At 59.8% G+C, this 13,411-nt stretch carries 12 protein-coding genes; 5 read left to right on the plus strand and 7 right to left on the minus strand.

Annotation, left to right across the window (positions count from 1 at the left end):
* Window positions 1-36: 36 nt before the first annotated feature.
* Entirely contained in the window at window positions 37-2,493 is a 2,457-nt protein-coding gene (locus tag PUT78_RS15550) for a penicillin acylase family protein (RefSeq protein ID WP_274353193.1), read from the minus strand.
* A gap of 96 nt (window positions 2,494-2,589) precedes the next feature.
* Between PUT78_RS15550 and PUT78_RS15555 the strand changes: the two genes are divergently transcribed.
* Window positions 2,590-3,477 (plus strand): NAD(P)-dependent oxidoreductase, encoded by an 888-nt coding sequence (locus PUT78_RS15555; RefSeq protein WP_274353194.1) that lies wholly within the window; start codon window positions 2,590-2,592, stop codon window positions 3,475-3,477.
* A complete protein-coding gene (locus PUT78_RS15560; RefSeq protein WP_274353251.1) occupies window positions 3,467-3,991 on the plus strand; it encodes a gamma carbonic anhydrase family protein in 525 nt (174 codons plus the stop codon). Before PUT78_RS15555 ends, PUT78_RS15560 begins: the two co-directional genes overlap by 11 nt.
* Window positions 3,992-4,228: 237 nt before the next feature.
* Here the strand turns inward: PUT78_RS15560 and typA are convergent, their stop codons facing one another.
* The 6 genes from typA to PUT78_RS15590 form a co-directional block, all read right to left on the minus strand.
* A complete protein-coding gene (gene typA / locus PUT78_RS15565; RefSeq protein WP_274353195.1) occupies window positions 4,229-6,049 on the minus strand; it encodes a translational GTPase TypA in 1,821 nt (606 codons plus the stop codon).
* A gap of 71 nt (window positions 6,050-6,120) precedes the next feature.
* Window positions 6,121-6,723 carry a YitT family protein gene (locus PUT78_RS15570; protein ID WP_274353196.1) on the minus strand — a complete coding sequence of 201 codons (603 nt, stop codon included), beginning with the start codon at window positions 6,721-6,723 and terminating at the stop codon, window positions 6,121-6,123.
* Between the two features lie 4 nt (window positions 6,724-6,727).
* On the minus strand, window positions 6,728-7,051 hold the full coding sequence (locus PUT78_RS15575) for an SMR family transporter (RefSeq protein WP_274353197.1): 324 nt from the start codon (window positions 7,049-7,051) through the stop codon (window positions 6,728-6,730).
* Between the two features lie 10 nt (window positions 7,052-7,061).
* Window positions 7,062-7,793 carry a M48 family metalloprotease gene (locus tag PUT78_RS15580; protein WP_274353198.1) on the minus strand — a complete coding sequence of 244 codons (732 nt, stop codon included), beginning with the start codon at window positions 7,791-7,793 and terminating at the stop codon, window positions 7,062-7,064.
* 142 nt (window positions 7,794-7,935) lie between these two features.
* Complete coding sequence (locus tag PUT78_RS15585; protein WP_274353199.1) at window positions 7,936-9,147, minus strand: NADP-dependent isocitrate dehydrogenase; 1,212 nt, start codon at window positions 9,145-9,147, stop codon at window positions 7,936-7,938.
* Between the two features lie 160 nt (window positions 9,148-9,307).
* Window positions 9,308-9,967: an alpha/beta hydrolase gene (locus tag PUT78_RS15590; protein ID WP_274353200.1), complete on the minus strand. Its 660-nt coding sequence runs from the start codon at window positions 9,965-9,967 to the stop codon at window positions 9,308-9,310.
* A 304-nt stretch (window positions 9,968-10,271) separates the two neighbouring features.
* Between PUT78_RS15590 and iscR the strand changes: the two genes are divergently transcribed.
* The 3 genes from iscR to sufB all read left to right on the plus strand — a co-directional run bounded on the left by iscR (window position 10,272) and on the right by sufB (window position 13,410).
* A complete protein-coding gene (iscR, locus tag PUT78_RS15595) occupies window positions 10,272-10,730 on the plus strand; it encodes a Fe-S cluster assembly transcriptional regulator IscR (protein WP_274353201.1) in 459 nt (152 codons plus the stop codon).
* Between the two features lie 74 nt (window positions 10,731-10,804).
* The gene (locus PUT78_RS15600; RefSeq protein ID WP_274353252.1) at window positions 10,805-11,851 is read left to right on the plus strand and encodes a cysteine desulfurase family protein; all 1,047 of its coding nucleotides are present in this window, start codon (window positions 10,805-10,807) and stop codon (window positions 11,849-11,851) included.
* A gap of 47 nt (window positions 11,852-11,898) precedes the next feature.
* A complete protein-coding gene (gene sufB / locus PUT78_RS15605) occupies window positions 11,899-13,410 on the plus strand; it encodes a Fe-S cluster assembly protein SufB (RefSeq protein ID WP_274353202.1) in 1,512 nt (503 codons plus the stop codon).
* Window position 13,411 lies beyond the last annotated feature (1 nt).

The following is a 13,411-nucleotide window of genomic DNA, read 5'->3' on the forward strand; positions in this document are numbered from 1 at the left end:
AACTGAAGGTTTAGTGTCGGCAGGGTCAACCTGCTATTAATTCGGGTACAGATGCGTCTGCCCCACCGCGCCGCCGCGCGCCAGTTCGGGGTCCAGTGTCATGGGAATATATTCGCCACGCCGCCATAACTCGCCCAGATCGTCATAATGGCGCGACAGTGGGTGCCCTGACTGACCCGTGGACAGGATAAAGACCGAGCTTTCGGGATCAGCAAAATCATAGACAGCGCGGTAAACTGCGGCATGGACATTGGCGAAGGGTTCAGGGTCCCGCCCCGATGTGCGGGCGCGCATCAGTGTGTGATCGCCGCCTGATGTAGATTGCCGGATATTGACGAAGGCGCGCAGGCCCGGCGCATTCCCCAGCACCGTGTGCCGGTGGGTGGCGGTATGGGCGTCACCCCAACGCCAGCTTTCAACGGATGTGCCATAGCGTTCGGTCAGGCGCAGCAGTGCTTCATCCAGTGACAGAAGCGCCATATCCGTGCAAGTTTCCTGCACCGAGGATTGCACCACATTGCACCATTCGCCCGCGCCGTTCGTGTTGCGGAACACCCGTTCAATGAAGTCGGGATTGACATGCGTGAAGGCGTCTTCCAGCGGTCCCAGCTCGTCGCGGATAAGGCGGGTCTGCAACGCGCGCATCCATGCGGAATAGATCAGGGGTTCGGGCAGATGTTCGTTCATCTCGCCGTTCCAGTCGGCCAGCAGGCTTAGCGCACGCTGGCGCAGATGGGCGCGGGTGCCCGCAGGCGCCGCCTCGCCAGAGAACCACAGATCGGCTGCAACCAGCGGCAGCAGCAAACGCGCGGCGGGACTGACAGTGTCCAGTTGCGCTTCGATAAAACTGTCGCGGGTATGGACGTTGCGCGCACGCATCAGATGCAGAAAGCGGGTGATGCGCTGCGTATCGCCCCAGTCATGGCTGACATGCAGCGGAAAGGGGCGGTCAAGAATCTTGTTGTTGGTGTTGCCCAGAATACCGCTTTCGGGGTCCAGAAAGCGCGGATTGGATGAATAGGGCAAGGTGCCCAGCCAGCGGTTTTCCGCATGCCAGCCCGGTGCAGGCATGCGCCCTTGCGTCTGATGATCGGCATTGCGGCGTGGCAGATGGCCGATTGTCTGCATGGCCACGCGGTCGCGGGTGGCCAGCATCAGGTTTTGTGCCGGGGCCACGAATAATTCACCCGCATCAATAGCCGCTTCCATCGTTTGCGCCTGCATCAGGCGGATTGCGGCAGTCATGGTTGTGTCTTCAGCGGTCAGGGCGGTCCAGCCAATGCTGGCCACATGCCCCGGCGGGGTGACGGTGCCCAGATCATAAAGTGCCCCCGACAGGACCGGGCCGTTTTCGGACCAGCGCAATGTCAGGGTCAGCGGGTCTTCGTCCTTGACCCGGATGATGGAACCGCGGGTTTCAAATTCGGCCCAGCCATCGGGGGTGCGGTATTGCGCGGGGTCGTCGGGATTCAGCTGTTCGATGAACACATCGGTATCATCGACATAGGCCGATGTGATGCCCCAACCCAGCGCGTTTGAACGGCCTGACAGGATGGCCGGAATCCCCGGAATTGTAGCACCGATTACCCCGCCGGATATCAGTTCGATACGGGCAAGATACATAAGCGCGGGCGCGGTCAGTTCCAGATGGGGGTCATTCGCCAGCAACGCGCCATCGCCTGCAGCACGTGCGGGCGCTGCGGCAAAACTGTTGGACGCCCCCGCCAATGTATAGGGCCGGATGGGCGAGAGGGGGTCGTCAAATACAGCAACCTGTGTTGCGACGGGCAGGCCCGGAAACAGACTGGAATATTCGGGCACTTCGGCCAAGCCTGCGCCGGGCGCATCCGGCATCAGATCGCGCAGGCGGTCGTTGTCCAGCAAGCTCGATGCGCGCGCGCGCAGCACTTCGGTGGATATCTGTGAATTCAGTTGCACCGACAGCAGTTTCAGGATGGCCAGTGAATCCGCCGGTTGCCATAGCGGTGTTTCCGTCCTGAACATGAAGAATTCCGGCGCGCCACGCCCGCGCGCGCGGTCCGATGTCAGCCGCAGCCAGGCATTCACCCCGTCGGCATAGGCGCGAAGCGCGTCCTGGGTCGCGGTGTCCTGCACATCGAAGGACGCGCGCGCCAGCCCGTAGATGTCTAGCCTGCGCATCAGTTCATCGGTGCGCAATGTGCGGCGACCGAACATTTCCGACAAGCGCCCCTGCGCTGTGCGCCGCAATATCTGCATCTGCCACAATCTGTCCTGCGCGTGTACAAAACCCAGGCCAAAAAACACATCGCGATCGGTTTCGCCAAAAACATGCGGCACATTGTGGGTATTGCGCAGGATTTCGACCGGGGCGGTCAGCCCGTCAAGGGTGAAATCCTCGTTATAATCGGGTAAGGACCGCGACAGGAAAAAATAGATTGCCAGCGCCACCAGTGCAGTCAATGCCAGCAGACCGGACAGAATATAGACGAGCCAGCGAAACAGGGTAAACATGGGCGCAAAACGGCTTTCGGTTGACGGTCATTCTGGCCATGATACCTATTATCTGGGCGGGACAAGCGCAATCACAAGTATGGGAAAGGCCGGGCAATGGCAAAAATCGCGTTTCTGGGGCTGGGGGTCATGGGCGGACCAATGGCGGGGCATCTGGCCCGTGTCGGCCATGACGTCACAGTCTATAACCGCACCACCACCAAGGCAAAAGCCTGGGGGGCTGCACATGGTGGTGATTGGGCGAAAACCCCGCGCGCGGCTGCACAAGGCGCTGAATTTGTGATGGCCTGTGTGGGCAATGATGATGACTTGCGCAATGTCTGTCTGGGCGAAGACGGGGCTTTTGCCGGGATGGGGACGGGCACGGTCTTCGTGGACCATACAACCGTGTCGGCACAGGTAGCCCGTGAATTGCACGGCATTGCCGATGCGCAGGGCGTGGGTTTCGTGGATGCGCCGGTTTCGGGCGGGCAGGCGGGGGCCGAAAACGGGGTTCTGTCGATCATGTGCGGGGGGGATGCGGCAACCTTTGAACGCGCGGAGCCGGTCATGGGGGCCTATGCCCGCGTGTGCAGACGCATGGGCGACAGCGGTGCCGGGCAGATTGCCAAGATGATGAACCAGATCTGCATTGCGGGCCTTGTTCAGGGGCTGGCAGAGGCACTGCATTTCGGCGAGAAATCGGGCATGGATGGCCGCGCCGTGGTCGAGGTCATCAGCCAGGGCGCGGCGGGATCATGGCAGATGGCAAACCGCCACGCCACGATGCTGGATGGTGAATTCAATCACGGGTTTGCTGTGGACTGGATGCGCAAGGATCTGGCCATCTGTCTGGCTGCGGCGGAAGATGTGGGCGCATCCTTGCCTGTCACAGCATTGATTGATCAGTTCTACAAGGATGTTCAGCGCATGGGCGGCGGGCGCTGGGACACATCCAGCCTGATTGAACGTCTGCGCGCGTTCGGGGGGAATGATGCTGTATGAACTGGACGGGCAGCGGCCTGATGTACCTGCGGATGGGGATTTCTGGGTGGCACCGGGGGCGCATGTCATCGGGAATGTGGTGTTGGGGCAGGGCGTTTCAATCTGGTTCGGATGCACCTTGCGGGGCGATAATGAACCCCTGATGATCGGGGCGGGATCCAATATTCAGGAAAACTGCGTTCTGCACACGGATATGGGCTATCCGTTGCGCGTTGGTGAGAACTGCACCATCGGGCATAAGGCGATCCTGCATGGCTGTACCATCGGCGATGGTTCGCTTGTGGGGATGGGCGCGACGGTTCTGAATGGTGCGACTATCGGCAAGGGCTGTCTGATCGGCGCAGGGGCGCTGGTGACCGAGGGCAAGGAAATTCCTGACGGGTCATTGGTGATGGGCGCGCCGGGACGGGTGGTGCGGCAACTGGATGACGCGGCGCGCGCCCAGTTGCTGCAATCTGCAGCGGGATATCGTGCGAATATGGGCCGGTTCAGGACCGGTTTGCGCGCGATCTGAACTCTCGTGGATTTTCCGGGGGCGGCTTGGGGGGCGGCTGCCCCCCAAACCCCCTGCCTCAAGGGGGGACCCCCCTTGAGAAACCCGTGCGGGCGTGTCCGCGCATATGTCTGCACGACATGTGAAAACGCGCGCTTTGTTGGATATTTATGCCAGAATGAAAGCGGCAGGGTGATGGGGCGTTGAAAAAAGGCCATCGTGAGATGGCCTTTCATTGGAGTTTGCTTGTCTGCCTGTTCAGGCGCTGGCTTTGGCCTGGCGCTTGCGTTCATGCGGGTCAAGGAAGCGTTTGCGCAGCCGGATGGCGTTTGGCGTCACTTCGACCAGTTCATCATCATCGATATAGGCGATCGCCTGTTCCAGCGACATGATGGTGGGCGGGGTCAGTTTTACCGCATCATCGGTGCCGGAGGCGCGCACATTGGTCAGTTTCTTGCCCTTCAGGGGGTTCACTTCCAGATCATTGTCGCGCGAATGTTCGCCGATGATCATGCCCTGATAGACCGGTTCCTGGGGATTGATGAACATGCGCCCGCGATCTTCGAGGTTCCACAGCGCATAGGCGACGGCGGTGCCATCCTCCATGGAGATCAGCACCCCTTCGCGGCGGCCCGGAATTGCCCCTTTATAAGGTGCCCATTCGTGGAACACGCGGTTCAGAACCCCGGTGCCGCGCGTGTCGGTCAGGAATTCGCCGTGATAGCCGATCAACCCGCGCGACGGGACATGCGCGATGATGCGCGTCTTGCCTGCGCCTGCGGGTTTCATTTCGACCAGTTCGCCCTTACGCGGGCCGGTCAGCTTTTCGATGACAGTGCCGGTATATTCGTCATCGACATCGATTGTGGCTTCCTCGATCGGTTCCAGCCGCTGGCCGTCTTCGTTGCGCATCAGCACGCGAGGGCGCGAGATGGACAGTTCGAACCCTTCGCGGCGCATGTTTTCGATCAGCACGCCCATTTGCAATTCGCCACGGCCTGCCACCTCGAAGGCTTCGCCGCCTGGTGTGTCACTGACTTTGATCGCTACGTTCAGTTCTGCTTCACGCATCAGGCGTTCGCGGATGATGCGGCTTTGCACCTTGGAGCCGTCACGGCCGGCAAGGGGCGAATCATTGATGCCGAAGGTGACGCTGATAGTCGGCGGGTCGATGGGCTGTGCATCAAGTGCTGTTTCGACATCCAATGCACAGAGGGTGTCGGCAACCGTGGCTTTCGACATGCCGGCAAGGGTCACGATGTCGCCTGCTTCGGCAGCGTCGATGGGTTGTTGGCCAAGGCCGCGAAAGGCCAGAACCTTGGTGACGCGGAATTGTTCGAGCTTCTTGCTGTCGCGCGACAGCGCCTTGATGGTTTCGCCTGCCTTCAGCGTGCCGGATTCAACACGGCCGGTCAGGATGCGGCCCAGATAGGGATCCGCCGACAGGGTAGTGGCCAGCATGCGGAACGGTTCCGCGCGCGCCGCAACTTGTGCAGGGGCGGGCACATGGGCCACGACAAGGTCGAACAATGCCGACATGTCCTTGCGCGGACCGTCAAGTTCCGCATCGGCCCAGCCATTGATGCCGGAGGCGTAAAGCACAGGGAAATCAAGCTGTTCATCGCTGGCGCCCAGATTGGCGAACAGGTCGAATACCTCATCCAGTGCGCGGTCGGCGTCGGCTGCGGGTTTGTCCACCTTGTTGAGAAGGACAATCGGACGCAGCCCCAGCGCCAACGCTTTGGATGTCACGAATTTGGTTTGCGGCATAGGGCCTTCGGCAGCATCGACCAGCAGAACAACGCCATCGACCATGGACAGGATGCGTTCCACCTCTCCGCCGAAATCGGCGTGGCCGGGGGTGTCCACGATATTGATGCGCGTGTCTTTCCATTCAACCGACGTGGCTTTGGCCAGAATCGTGATTCCGCGTTCGCGTTCCAGATCATTGCTGTCCATTGCGCGTTCAGTGGTGGCCTGATTTTCGCGGTAGGTGCCCGATTGCTTCAGAAGTTCATCGACAAGTGTCGTCTTGCCGTGGTCAACGTGGGCGATAATCGCGATATTGCGAAGGTCCATAACAAAAGTGCCTTTTCATGCTGCGCCGCCGCATTAGCCGAAGATTGCCTGAAATGCCAGCCCTGATCGCGTTACGTTGCGATATAATGGTCACGGCGATGATTGATGGCCAGTATCGCATTCAGCACTATCGCGCCCAGCAGTGACCACAGGACCAGATCAGGAGGCAATATCAGGAATGCGACAGCAAACAGCACCAGATCGAAGCCCAGTTGTACCAGCCCCGCACGCCAGCCGAAGCGTTCCTGCAGGTCATAGGCCACAATGCCCACGCCGCCGAGGCTGGCGCGGTGGCGGAAAATGGCCAGCAGCCCGGCACCGGTAATCATGCCGAACAGCACTGCCGCAACGGCGGGGTTTTGCGGGATCACGGTGACCAGATCGCCCATGAACCCCGACATGACCGAAATCAGCGTGACCGAGATCAGCGTCTTGATGGTGAATTCCGGTCCCAGCCTGTGCCATGCCAGAACGTAGAACGGAATATTGATGACAAAGAAGACCGGCCCGAAACCCCATCCTGTCGCATAGGCGATCAGCACCGCCAATCCGGCGGTCTGGCCGGTGACCAGCCCCGCACCGGTCAGCACCAGAATTCCGAAAGCGCACATGGCGGTCCCGAAGACCAGCCCTTGTGCATCTTCTATGCGGGTATGGCGGGGGGTATCGGTCATGCGGTCAGACCCTGGCGCTGAACAGGTTGATGACAAGAATGCCCGCGATGATAAGCGAAATCCCGATGATGGCGGGCGCATCCAGTTTCTGTCCGAAGATGATCCAGCCCAGAAAGGAAATCAGGCAGATGCCAAGCCCCGCCCAGATGGCATAGGCAACGCCAACCGGGATTATGCGCAGCACCAGCGACAGCAGCCAGAATGACAGCGCATAGGCCAGAATGGCCCCCGTCGCGGGGAACAGGCGTGTCATGCCATCGCTGGCTTTCAGTGCTGTCGTGCCCAGCGTTTCGAACATGATGGCGATTGCCAGATAAAGCCAGTGCATTGCGTATCCTTCAGAAGGAGCGACCCGCTGCCATGTCGGCAACCGCGCGTTCGATTTCGCGCAGGCGTTCGGCGTTGGGCGGGTGGGTTCCCAGAAACTGGTTGCCTGGGTCGGGGATGCGGCGGAACAATGCGGCTGCGGCCAGCGGGTCATACCCCCCGCGTGCCGCAATCAACGCACCGAGGCGGTCGGCTTCCAGCTCGAACGGTTTGGAATACCGCCTTGCGCCGACAGTGGCACTTGCATTGACGATGCGCTGCGCGGTGGGCTGGTCTGCGCCGGACAATGTGGCCACCAACCCGCCCAGAAGCGCGCCGGTCATCGCCTGATTCTGCATGCGTGGCAGGTGGTCGGCAATGTGATGCGCCGCCTCATGCCCGAAAATCAGCGCAACTTCGTCCGCGCTGCGCAGCTCACGCAGCAACGCTTCGGTAAAGGCGATAATGGGCCGCCCCTGTGCATCGCGGGTGTGAAAGGCATTTGGCGGCTGGCCGGGCCGGTCGTCCAGGACAACGTTGAAATTGCAGTCCAGATGCGGGCTGCGTTCGCGGCAGACCTGTGTGGCGACGGGGCGCATACGCGCCACGACAGCGCCGAATTGGCTGCGGGTGACGGCTGGTCCCGGTGCTGTGGTGGCCGCGGGCGGTGGCGGGGCCAGAACAACCGGGGCCATCTGGCAGGCCGACAGCAGCAAAAACGCGCCGAGGGCCGCGCCTTTGCGAAGAAGATGGGGAATCTGCATCGGGTTTGTCCTGTGTGCACTTATCGCATCATCTAGCTGGCAAGCGCGGGCAGGGCAACAAAGCAAAGATCACAGCTTCGCGCAGGGCATAGAAAGAGGGGGCAGATGCCCCCTTTTTCACGTCGGTTCAGTGCAGTGTGGGTCAGGCCAGTGCCTTGTTCAGGTATTCATCAACCTTTTCCAGATAGCCCATGGTGGTCAGCCATTTCTGGTCAGGTCCGACCAGAAGCGCCAGATCTTTGGTCATGAACCCGTCTTCGACAGTCTGGACAGTCACCTTTTCCAGCGTTTCAGCGAATTTCAGCAGCTCTGCATTGTCATCCAGCTTGGCGCGGTGCTTCAGGCCGCCGGTCCATGCAAAGATCGACGCGATGGAGTTGGTCGAGGTTTCCTTGCCCGCCTGATGCTGGCGGTAATGGCGGGTGACTGTGCCATGCGCGGCCTCTGCCTCGACGATCTGGCCATCGGGGGTCATCAGCTGGCTGGTCATCAGGCCAAGGCTGCCAAAGCCCTGCGCAACCGTGTCGGACTGCACATCGCCATCATAGTTCTTGCAGGCCCAGACATAGCCGCCCGACCATTTCATCGCGCAGGCCACCATGTCATCGATCAGACGGTGTTCATAGGTGATGCCCGCTGCCTTGAACTTGTCGGCAAATTCGGCCTCGAATACTTCCTGGAACAGGTCTTTGAAGCGCCCGTCATAGGCCTTCAGAATGGTGTTCTTGGTGGACAGATAGACCGGCCAGCCGCGCGCCAGGCCATAGTTCATGGACGCCCGCGCGAAATCGCGGATCGAATCGTCAAGGTTGTACATCGCCATGGTGACACCGGCACCGGGGGCCTGGAACACTTCATGTTCGATGGTTTCGCCGTCATCGCCCACGAATTTGATCGTCAGCTTGCCCGCGCCCGGAAAGCGGAAATCGGTCGCGCGATACTGGTCGCCGAATGCGTGGCGGCCCACGACGATGGGCTGTGTCCAGCCGGGAACAAGGCGCGGTACATTGCGGCAGATGATCGGTTCGCGGAAAATGACGCCGCCCAGAATGTTGCGGATGGTGCCGTTGGGCGAACGATACATGCGCTTCAGACCGAATTCTTCGACGCGGTCTTCATCGGGGGTGATGGTCGCGCATTTGACGCCTACACCATATTGCTTGATGGCATTGGCGGCATCAACGGTGATCTGGTCGTCGGTGCGGTCGCGTTCTTCAATGCCCAGGTCGTAATATTTCAGGTCAATATCCAGATAGGGCAGGATCAGTTTCTTCTTGATGAAATCCCAGATGATCCGGGTCATTTCATCGCCGTCAAGTTCCACGACCGGGTTTGCTACCTTGATCTTGCTCATGTGATCCTCGCCTTTTTGGAATGAGTCGATTTGCGCCCTCATACCCTATTCATTGCGGGATGCAAAGTACTGTATGCCGTTGTATACGAAAAATATGCGGGGCTGTACTGCCCAGCCGGTGCGGCCTGTTACGCAATACGACGCGGCAGGCGCAGTCCGTTCAGCGGGTGCTTTCTGTCAGCCGGTGTGCAACATAGCTGGAAACCGTGTTCAGCATGGGCTGCATATGGGTTTCTTCGTCCTTGAAGAAATGGTCCGCGCCCTCGATTTCGGAATGCGTGATCGTGATGCCACGCTGTTCCTGCAGTTTGGATACCAGTGTGCGGGTGTCGCGCGGCGGCGCTACGCGGTCGGCGCTGCCATTGATAATCAACCCGGATGCCGGGCAGGGGGCGAGAAAGCTGAAATCATAAAGATTCGCCGGCGGGGCCACCGAAACGAAACCGGTAATATCGGGGCGGCGCATCAGAAGCTGCATGCCGATCCATGCGCCAAAGCTGAACCCCGCAACCCAGCAATGGCGCACATTATGCGACAGGGCCTGCATGTAATCGAGCGCGGCAGCGGCATCGGACAATTCGCCCACGCCCTGATCATATTCGCCCTGCGACCGGCCGACGCCGCGGAAATTGAACCGCATCACCGAAAAGCCCATCTTGTGAAAGGCGTAATGCAGGTTGTAGACAACCTTGTTGTTCATGGTGCCGCCGAATTGTGGATGCGGGTGCAACACAATGGCAATCGGGGCGTCACGGTTGGGCTGCGGGTGATAGCGGCCTTCAAGGCGGCCTTCAGGGCCGGGGAAAATGATCTCGGGCATGGGCTTACCTGTCGGGATTATGTGGCATCGGCGCGGCAACGGAAAATAGTAGGTCAGGGATGTACAGCGGCTGCATGTATTCTTGACTCTTTCCTATGGTATATTTAGAAGAATTCTAAATCATCCGTTGTCGGCGGGATTTTGCCAGCTGTTTGGCCGCATAGACTTAGGCGCGTGGCCTGCCCGCGTCAACCTTTAAGCTGGTGCTGCGGCGCAATGACGGGCTATGAAACTCTGTCGGCGGTGCTGCGGGTATGATTGCGACAGGGCTGCGGTTTGAGGACAGAATTCGGGGGACAGGGGAATGAAGCTTTCCACCAAGGGGCGGTATGCCATGGTTGCGCTGATAGATCTGGCACTTGCGCCAGAGGGAAAGCTGATTTCCCTGAATGAGATTTCAGTGCGTCAAAGCGTGTCGCTGGCCTATCTGGAGCAGCTTTTCGTGAAGCTGCGCCGCGCGGGGCTGGTCGAATCAGTACGCGGCCCCGGGGGCGGGTACCGCCTGGCGCGCGGGGCGGACAGTATCCGCGTGTCCGAAGTGCTGGAAGCGGTGGATGAAACCGTCAGCGCCATGCATTCCGGCGCGGGCGCATCCGGCGGGGTGTCGGGGTCGCGGGCGCAATCGCTGACCAACCGCTTGTGGGAGGGGTTGTCGGCACATGTCTATGTTTTCCTTCATCAGACCCGGCTGTCGGATGTTGCGGGTAACAGCCTGACCCCTTGTCCGGCAGTTCCAACATTATTCGAGGTCGTGGATGAATAGATAGGGGCGCTGCCCCGTCACCTGCGGTGACTCCCCGGGATATTTGGGCCAGACTGAAATACTAAGGAACCATGATGCGCCGTGTCTATCTGGATTATAATGCCACCACGCCGTTGCGGCCGGAGGCGCGCGCGGCGATGGTTGCGGCGATGGATGTCACGGGAAACCCGTCTTCGGTGCATGCGGAGGGGCGGCGCGCCCGCGCGTTGATCGAGAAGGCGCGTGCGCAGGTCGCAGCGGCACTGGGGGCAGAGGGGGCCGAGATTGTCTTCACTTCCGGGGCGACAGAGGCTGCGGCGCTGGCGCTTGGGGGCCGCGGATTGTCGGGCGCCATGATCGAGCATGAGGCAGTGCGCGCCTGGAGTGATGACGCGCTGGAGGTGGACGCGCAGGGGCATGTGTACCCATCCGCGCCGGAGCGCGCGACATTACAGCTGGCGAATTCGGAAACCGGTATCGTTCAGGACCTGCCTGCGGGGTTGGCGGTCAGCGATCTGACACAGGGGTTTGGCAAGCTGCCCTTCGCGTTCAACTGGCTGAATGTGCAGATGGGGCTGGTTTCGGCGCATAAGCTGGGCGGGCCGAAAGGCATTGGCGCGCTGGTCATGGCCCCGGGGACAGAACTGGCCGCGCAGTTGAAGGGCGGGGGCCAGGAAATGGGCCGCCGTGCGGGTACAGAGAATGTCATCGGCATAGCAGGTTTCGGCGCAGCGGCGGAAGCAGCGTCACGCGATCTTGCCAATGGGGTCTGGAAAGATGTATCTGTAATTAGAAATATTCTAGAAGAGGCTCTGGACAGTGCTGCAAGCAAGACTATTTTAGTCGGGAAAGATGTGCCACGTTTGCCCAACACGCTTTGCCTGGCGACACCGGGCTGGAAGGGCGAATTGCAGGTGATGCAGATGGACCTTGCCGGGTTCGCTATTTCCGCAGGGTCCGCCTGTTCATCGGGTAAGCTGCGGGCATCGGCGGTGCTGCAGGCGATGGGGTATGACGCGGCCACTGCGGCGGGGGCGATTCGTGTGTCGCTGGGGCCGGATGTGACGGAAGAGGATGTGCTGCGCTTTGCTGAGGCATGGCTGAAGGACTACCGCCGCGTTGCTGCAAGGGGCGCGGCCTGAATTGAGAGAGCGCCGCCCGCGGGGCTGGCGCGAAGAAGGGAAAAGACATGGTTGCATTGGATGAAACCCAGCTGCGCGAAGGTGTGGACCGCGAGACTGTCGAAACCGTGCAGTCGATGGCGGGCACATATAAGCATGGCTGGGAAACCGATATCGAGATGGAATTCGCCCCCAAAGGGCTGAATGAGGATATCGTGCGCCTGATTTCGGAAAAGAACAAGGAGCCGGAATGGCTGCTGGAATGGCGGCTGGAGGCCTATCGGCGTTGGCTGACCATGGAATCCCCCGATTGGGCGATGCTGAAGATTCCGGAGATCGACTATCAGGAGCAGTATTATTACGCGAAACCGAAATCCATGGTTGAAAAGCCGAAATCCCTAGATGATGTGGATCCCAAGCTGCTGGAAACCTATGCGAAACTGGGCATTCCGCTGAAGGAGCAGATGATCCTTGCGGGTGTCGAGGGCGCGGATGAGGGCCGCAAGGTGGCCGTCGATGCGGTGTTTGATTCCGTGTCCCTTGGCACCACCTTCAAGGACGAGCTGAAGAAGGCGGGCGTCATCTTCTGTTCCATCTCGGAAGCGGTGCAGGACCATCCCGATCTGGTGAAGAAATATCTTGGGTCTGTCGTGCCGCAGAATGACAATTACTTTGCCGCGCTGAATTCGGCCGTGTTTTCCGATGGCAGCTTTGTCTATATCCCTGCCGGTGTGAAATGCCCGATGGAATTGTCGACCTATTTCCGCATCAATGCCGAAAATACCGGCCAGTTTGAACGCACATTGATTGTGGCGGAAAAAGGGGCTTCTGTCAGCTATCTTGAAGGGTGTACTGCGCCCAAGCGGGACACGACGCAGTTGCATGCCGCCGTGGTTGAAATTGTCATTCTGGAAGATGCAGATGTCAAATATTCGACAGTGCAGAACTGGTTTCCCGGTGATGAAAACGGCAAGGGCGGGATCTACAACTTCGTCACCAAACGCGCCGATTGCCGTGAGGACCGCGCCAAAGTGATGTGGACGCAGGTGGAAACGGGTTCGGCCATCACATGGAAATACCCGTCCTGCATTCTGCGCGGGGATGACACGCAGGGTGAGTTTTATTCGATCGCCATCGCCAATAACTGGCAACAGGCCGACACCGGCACGAAAATGGTGCATCTGGGTAAGAATTCACGCTCACGTATCGTGTCGAAGGGGATTTCGGCAGGCCATGCGCAGAATACCTATCGGGGCCTTGTATCGATGCACCCGAAAGCGACGAATTCGCGCAATTACACGCAATGCGACAGCCTGCTGATCGGCGACAAATGCGGCGCGCATACGGTGCCTTATATCGAAGTGCGCAATGCATCGAGTCGGGTAGAGCATGAAGCGACAACCTCCAAGGTGGATGACGACCAGCTGTTCTATTGCCGCCAACGCGGGATGGATGAGGAAGAGGCGGTCGCGCTGGTTGTGAACGGGTTCTGCAAGGAGGTGTTGCAGGAACTGCCGATGGAATTCGCCATGGAAGCGCAGGCGCTGGTTGCGATCTCGCTGGAAGGGTCAGTGGGCTAAA

Source organism: Roseinatronobacter alkalisoli, from assembly GCF_028745735.1.
Taxonomy (GTDB): domain Bacteria; phylum Pseudomonadota; class Alphaproteobacteria; order Rhodobacterales; family Rhodobacteraceae; genus Roseinatronobacter; species Roseinatronobacter alkalisoli.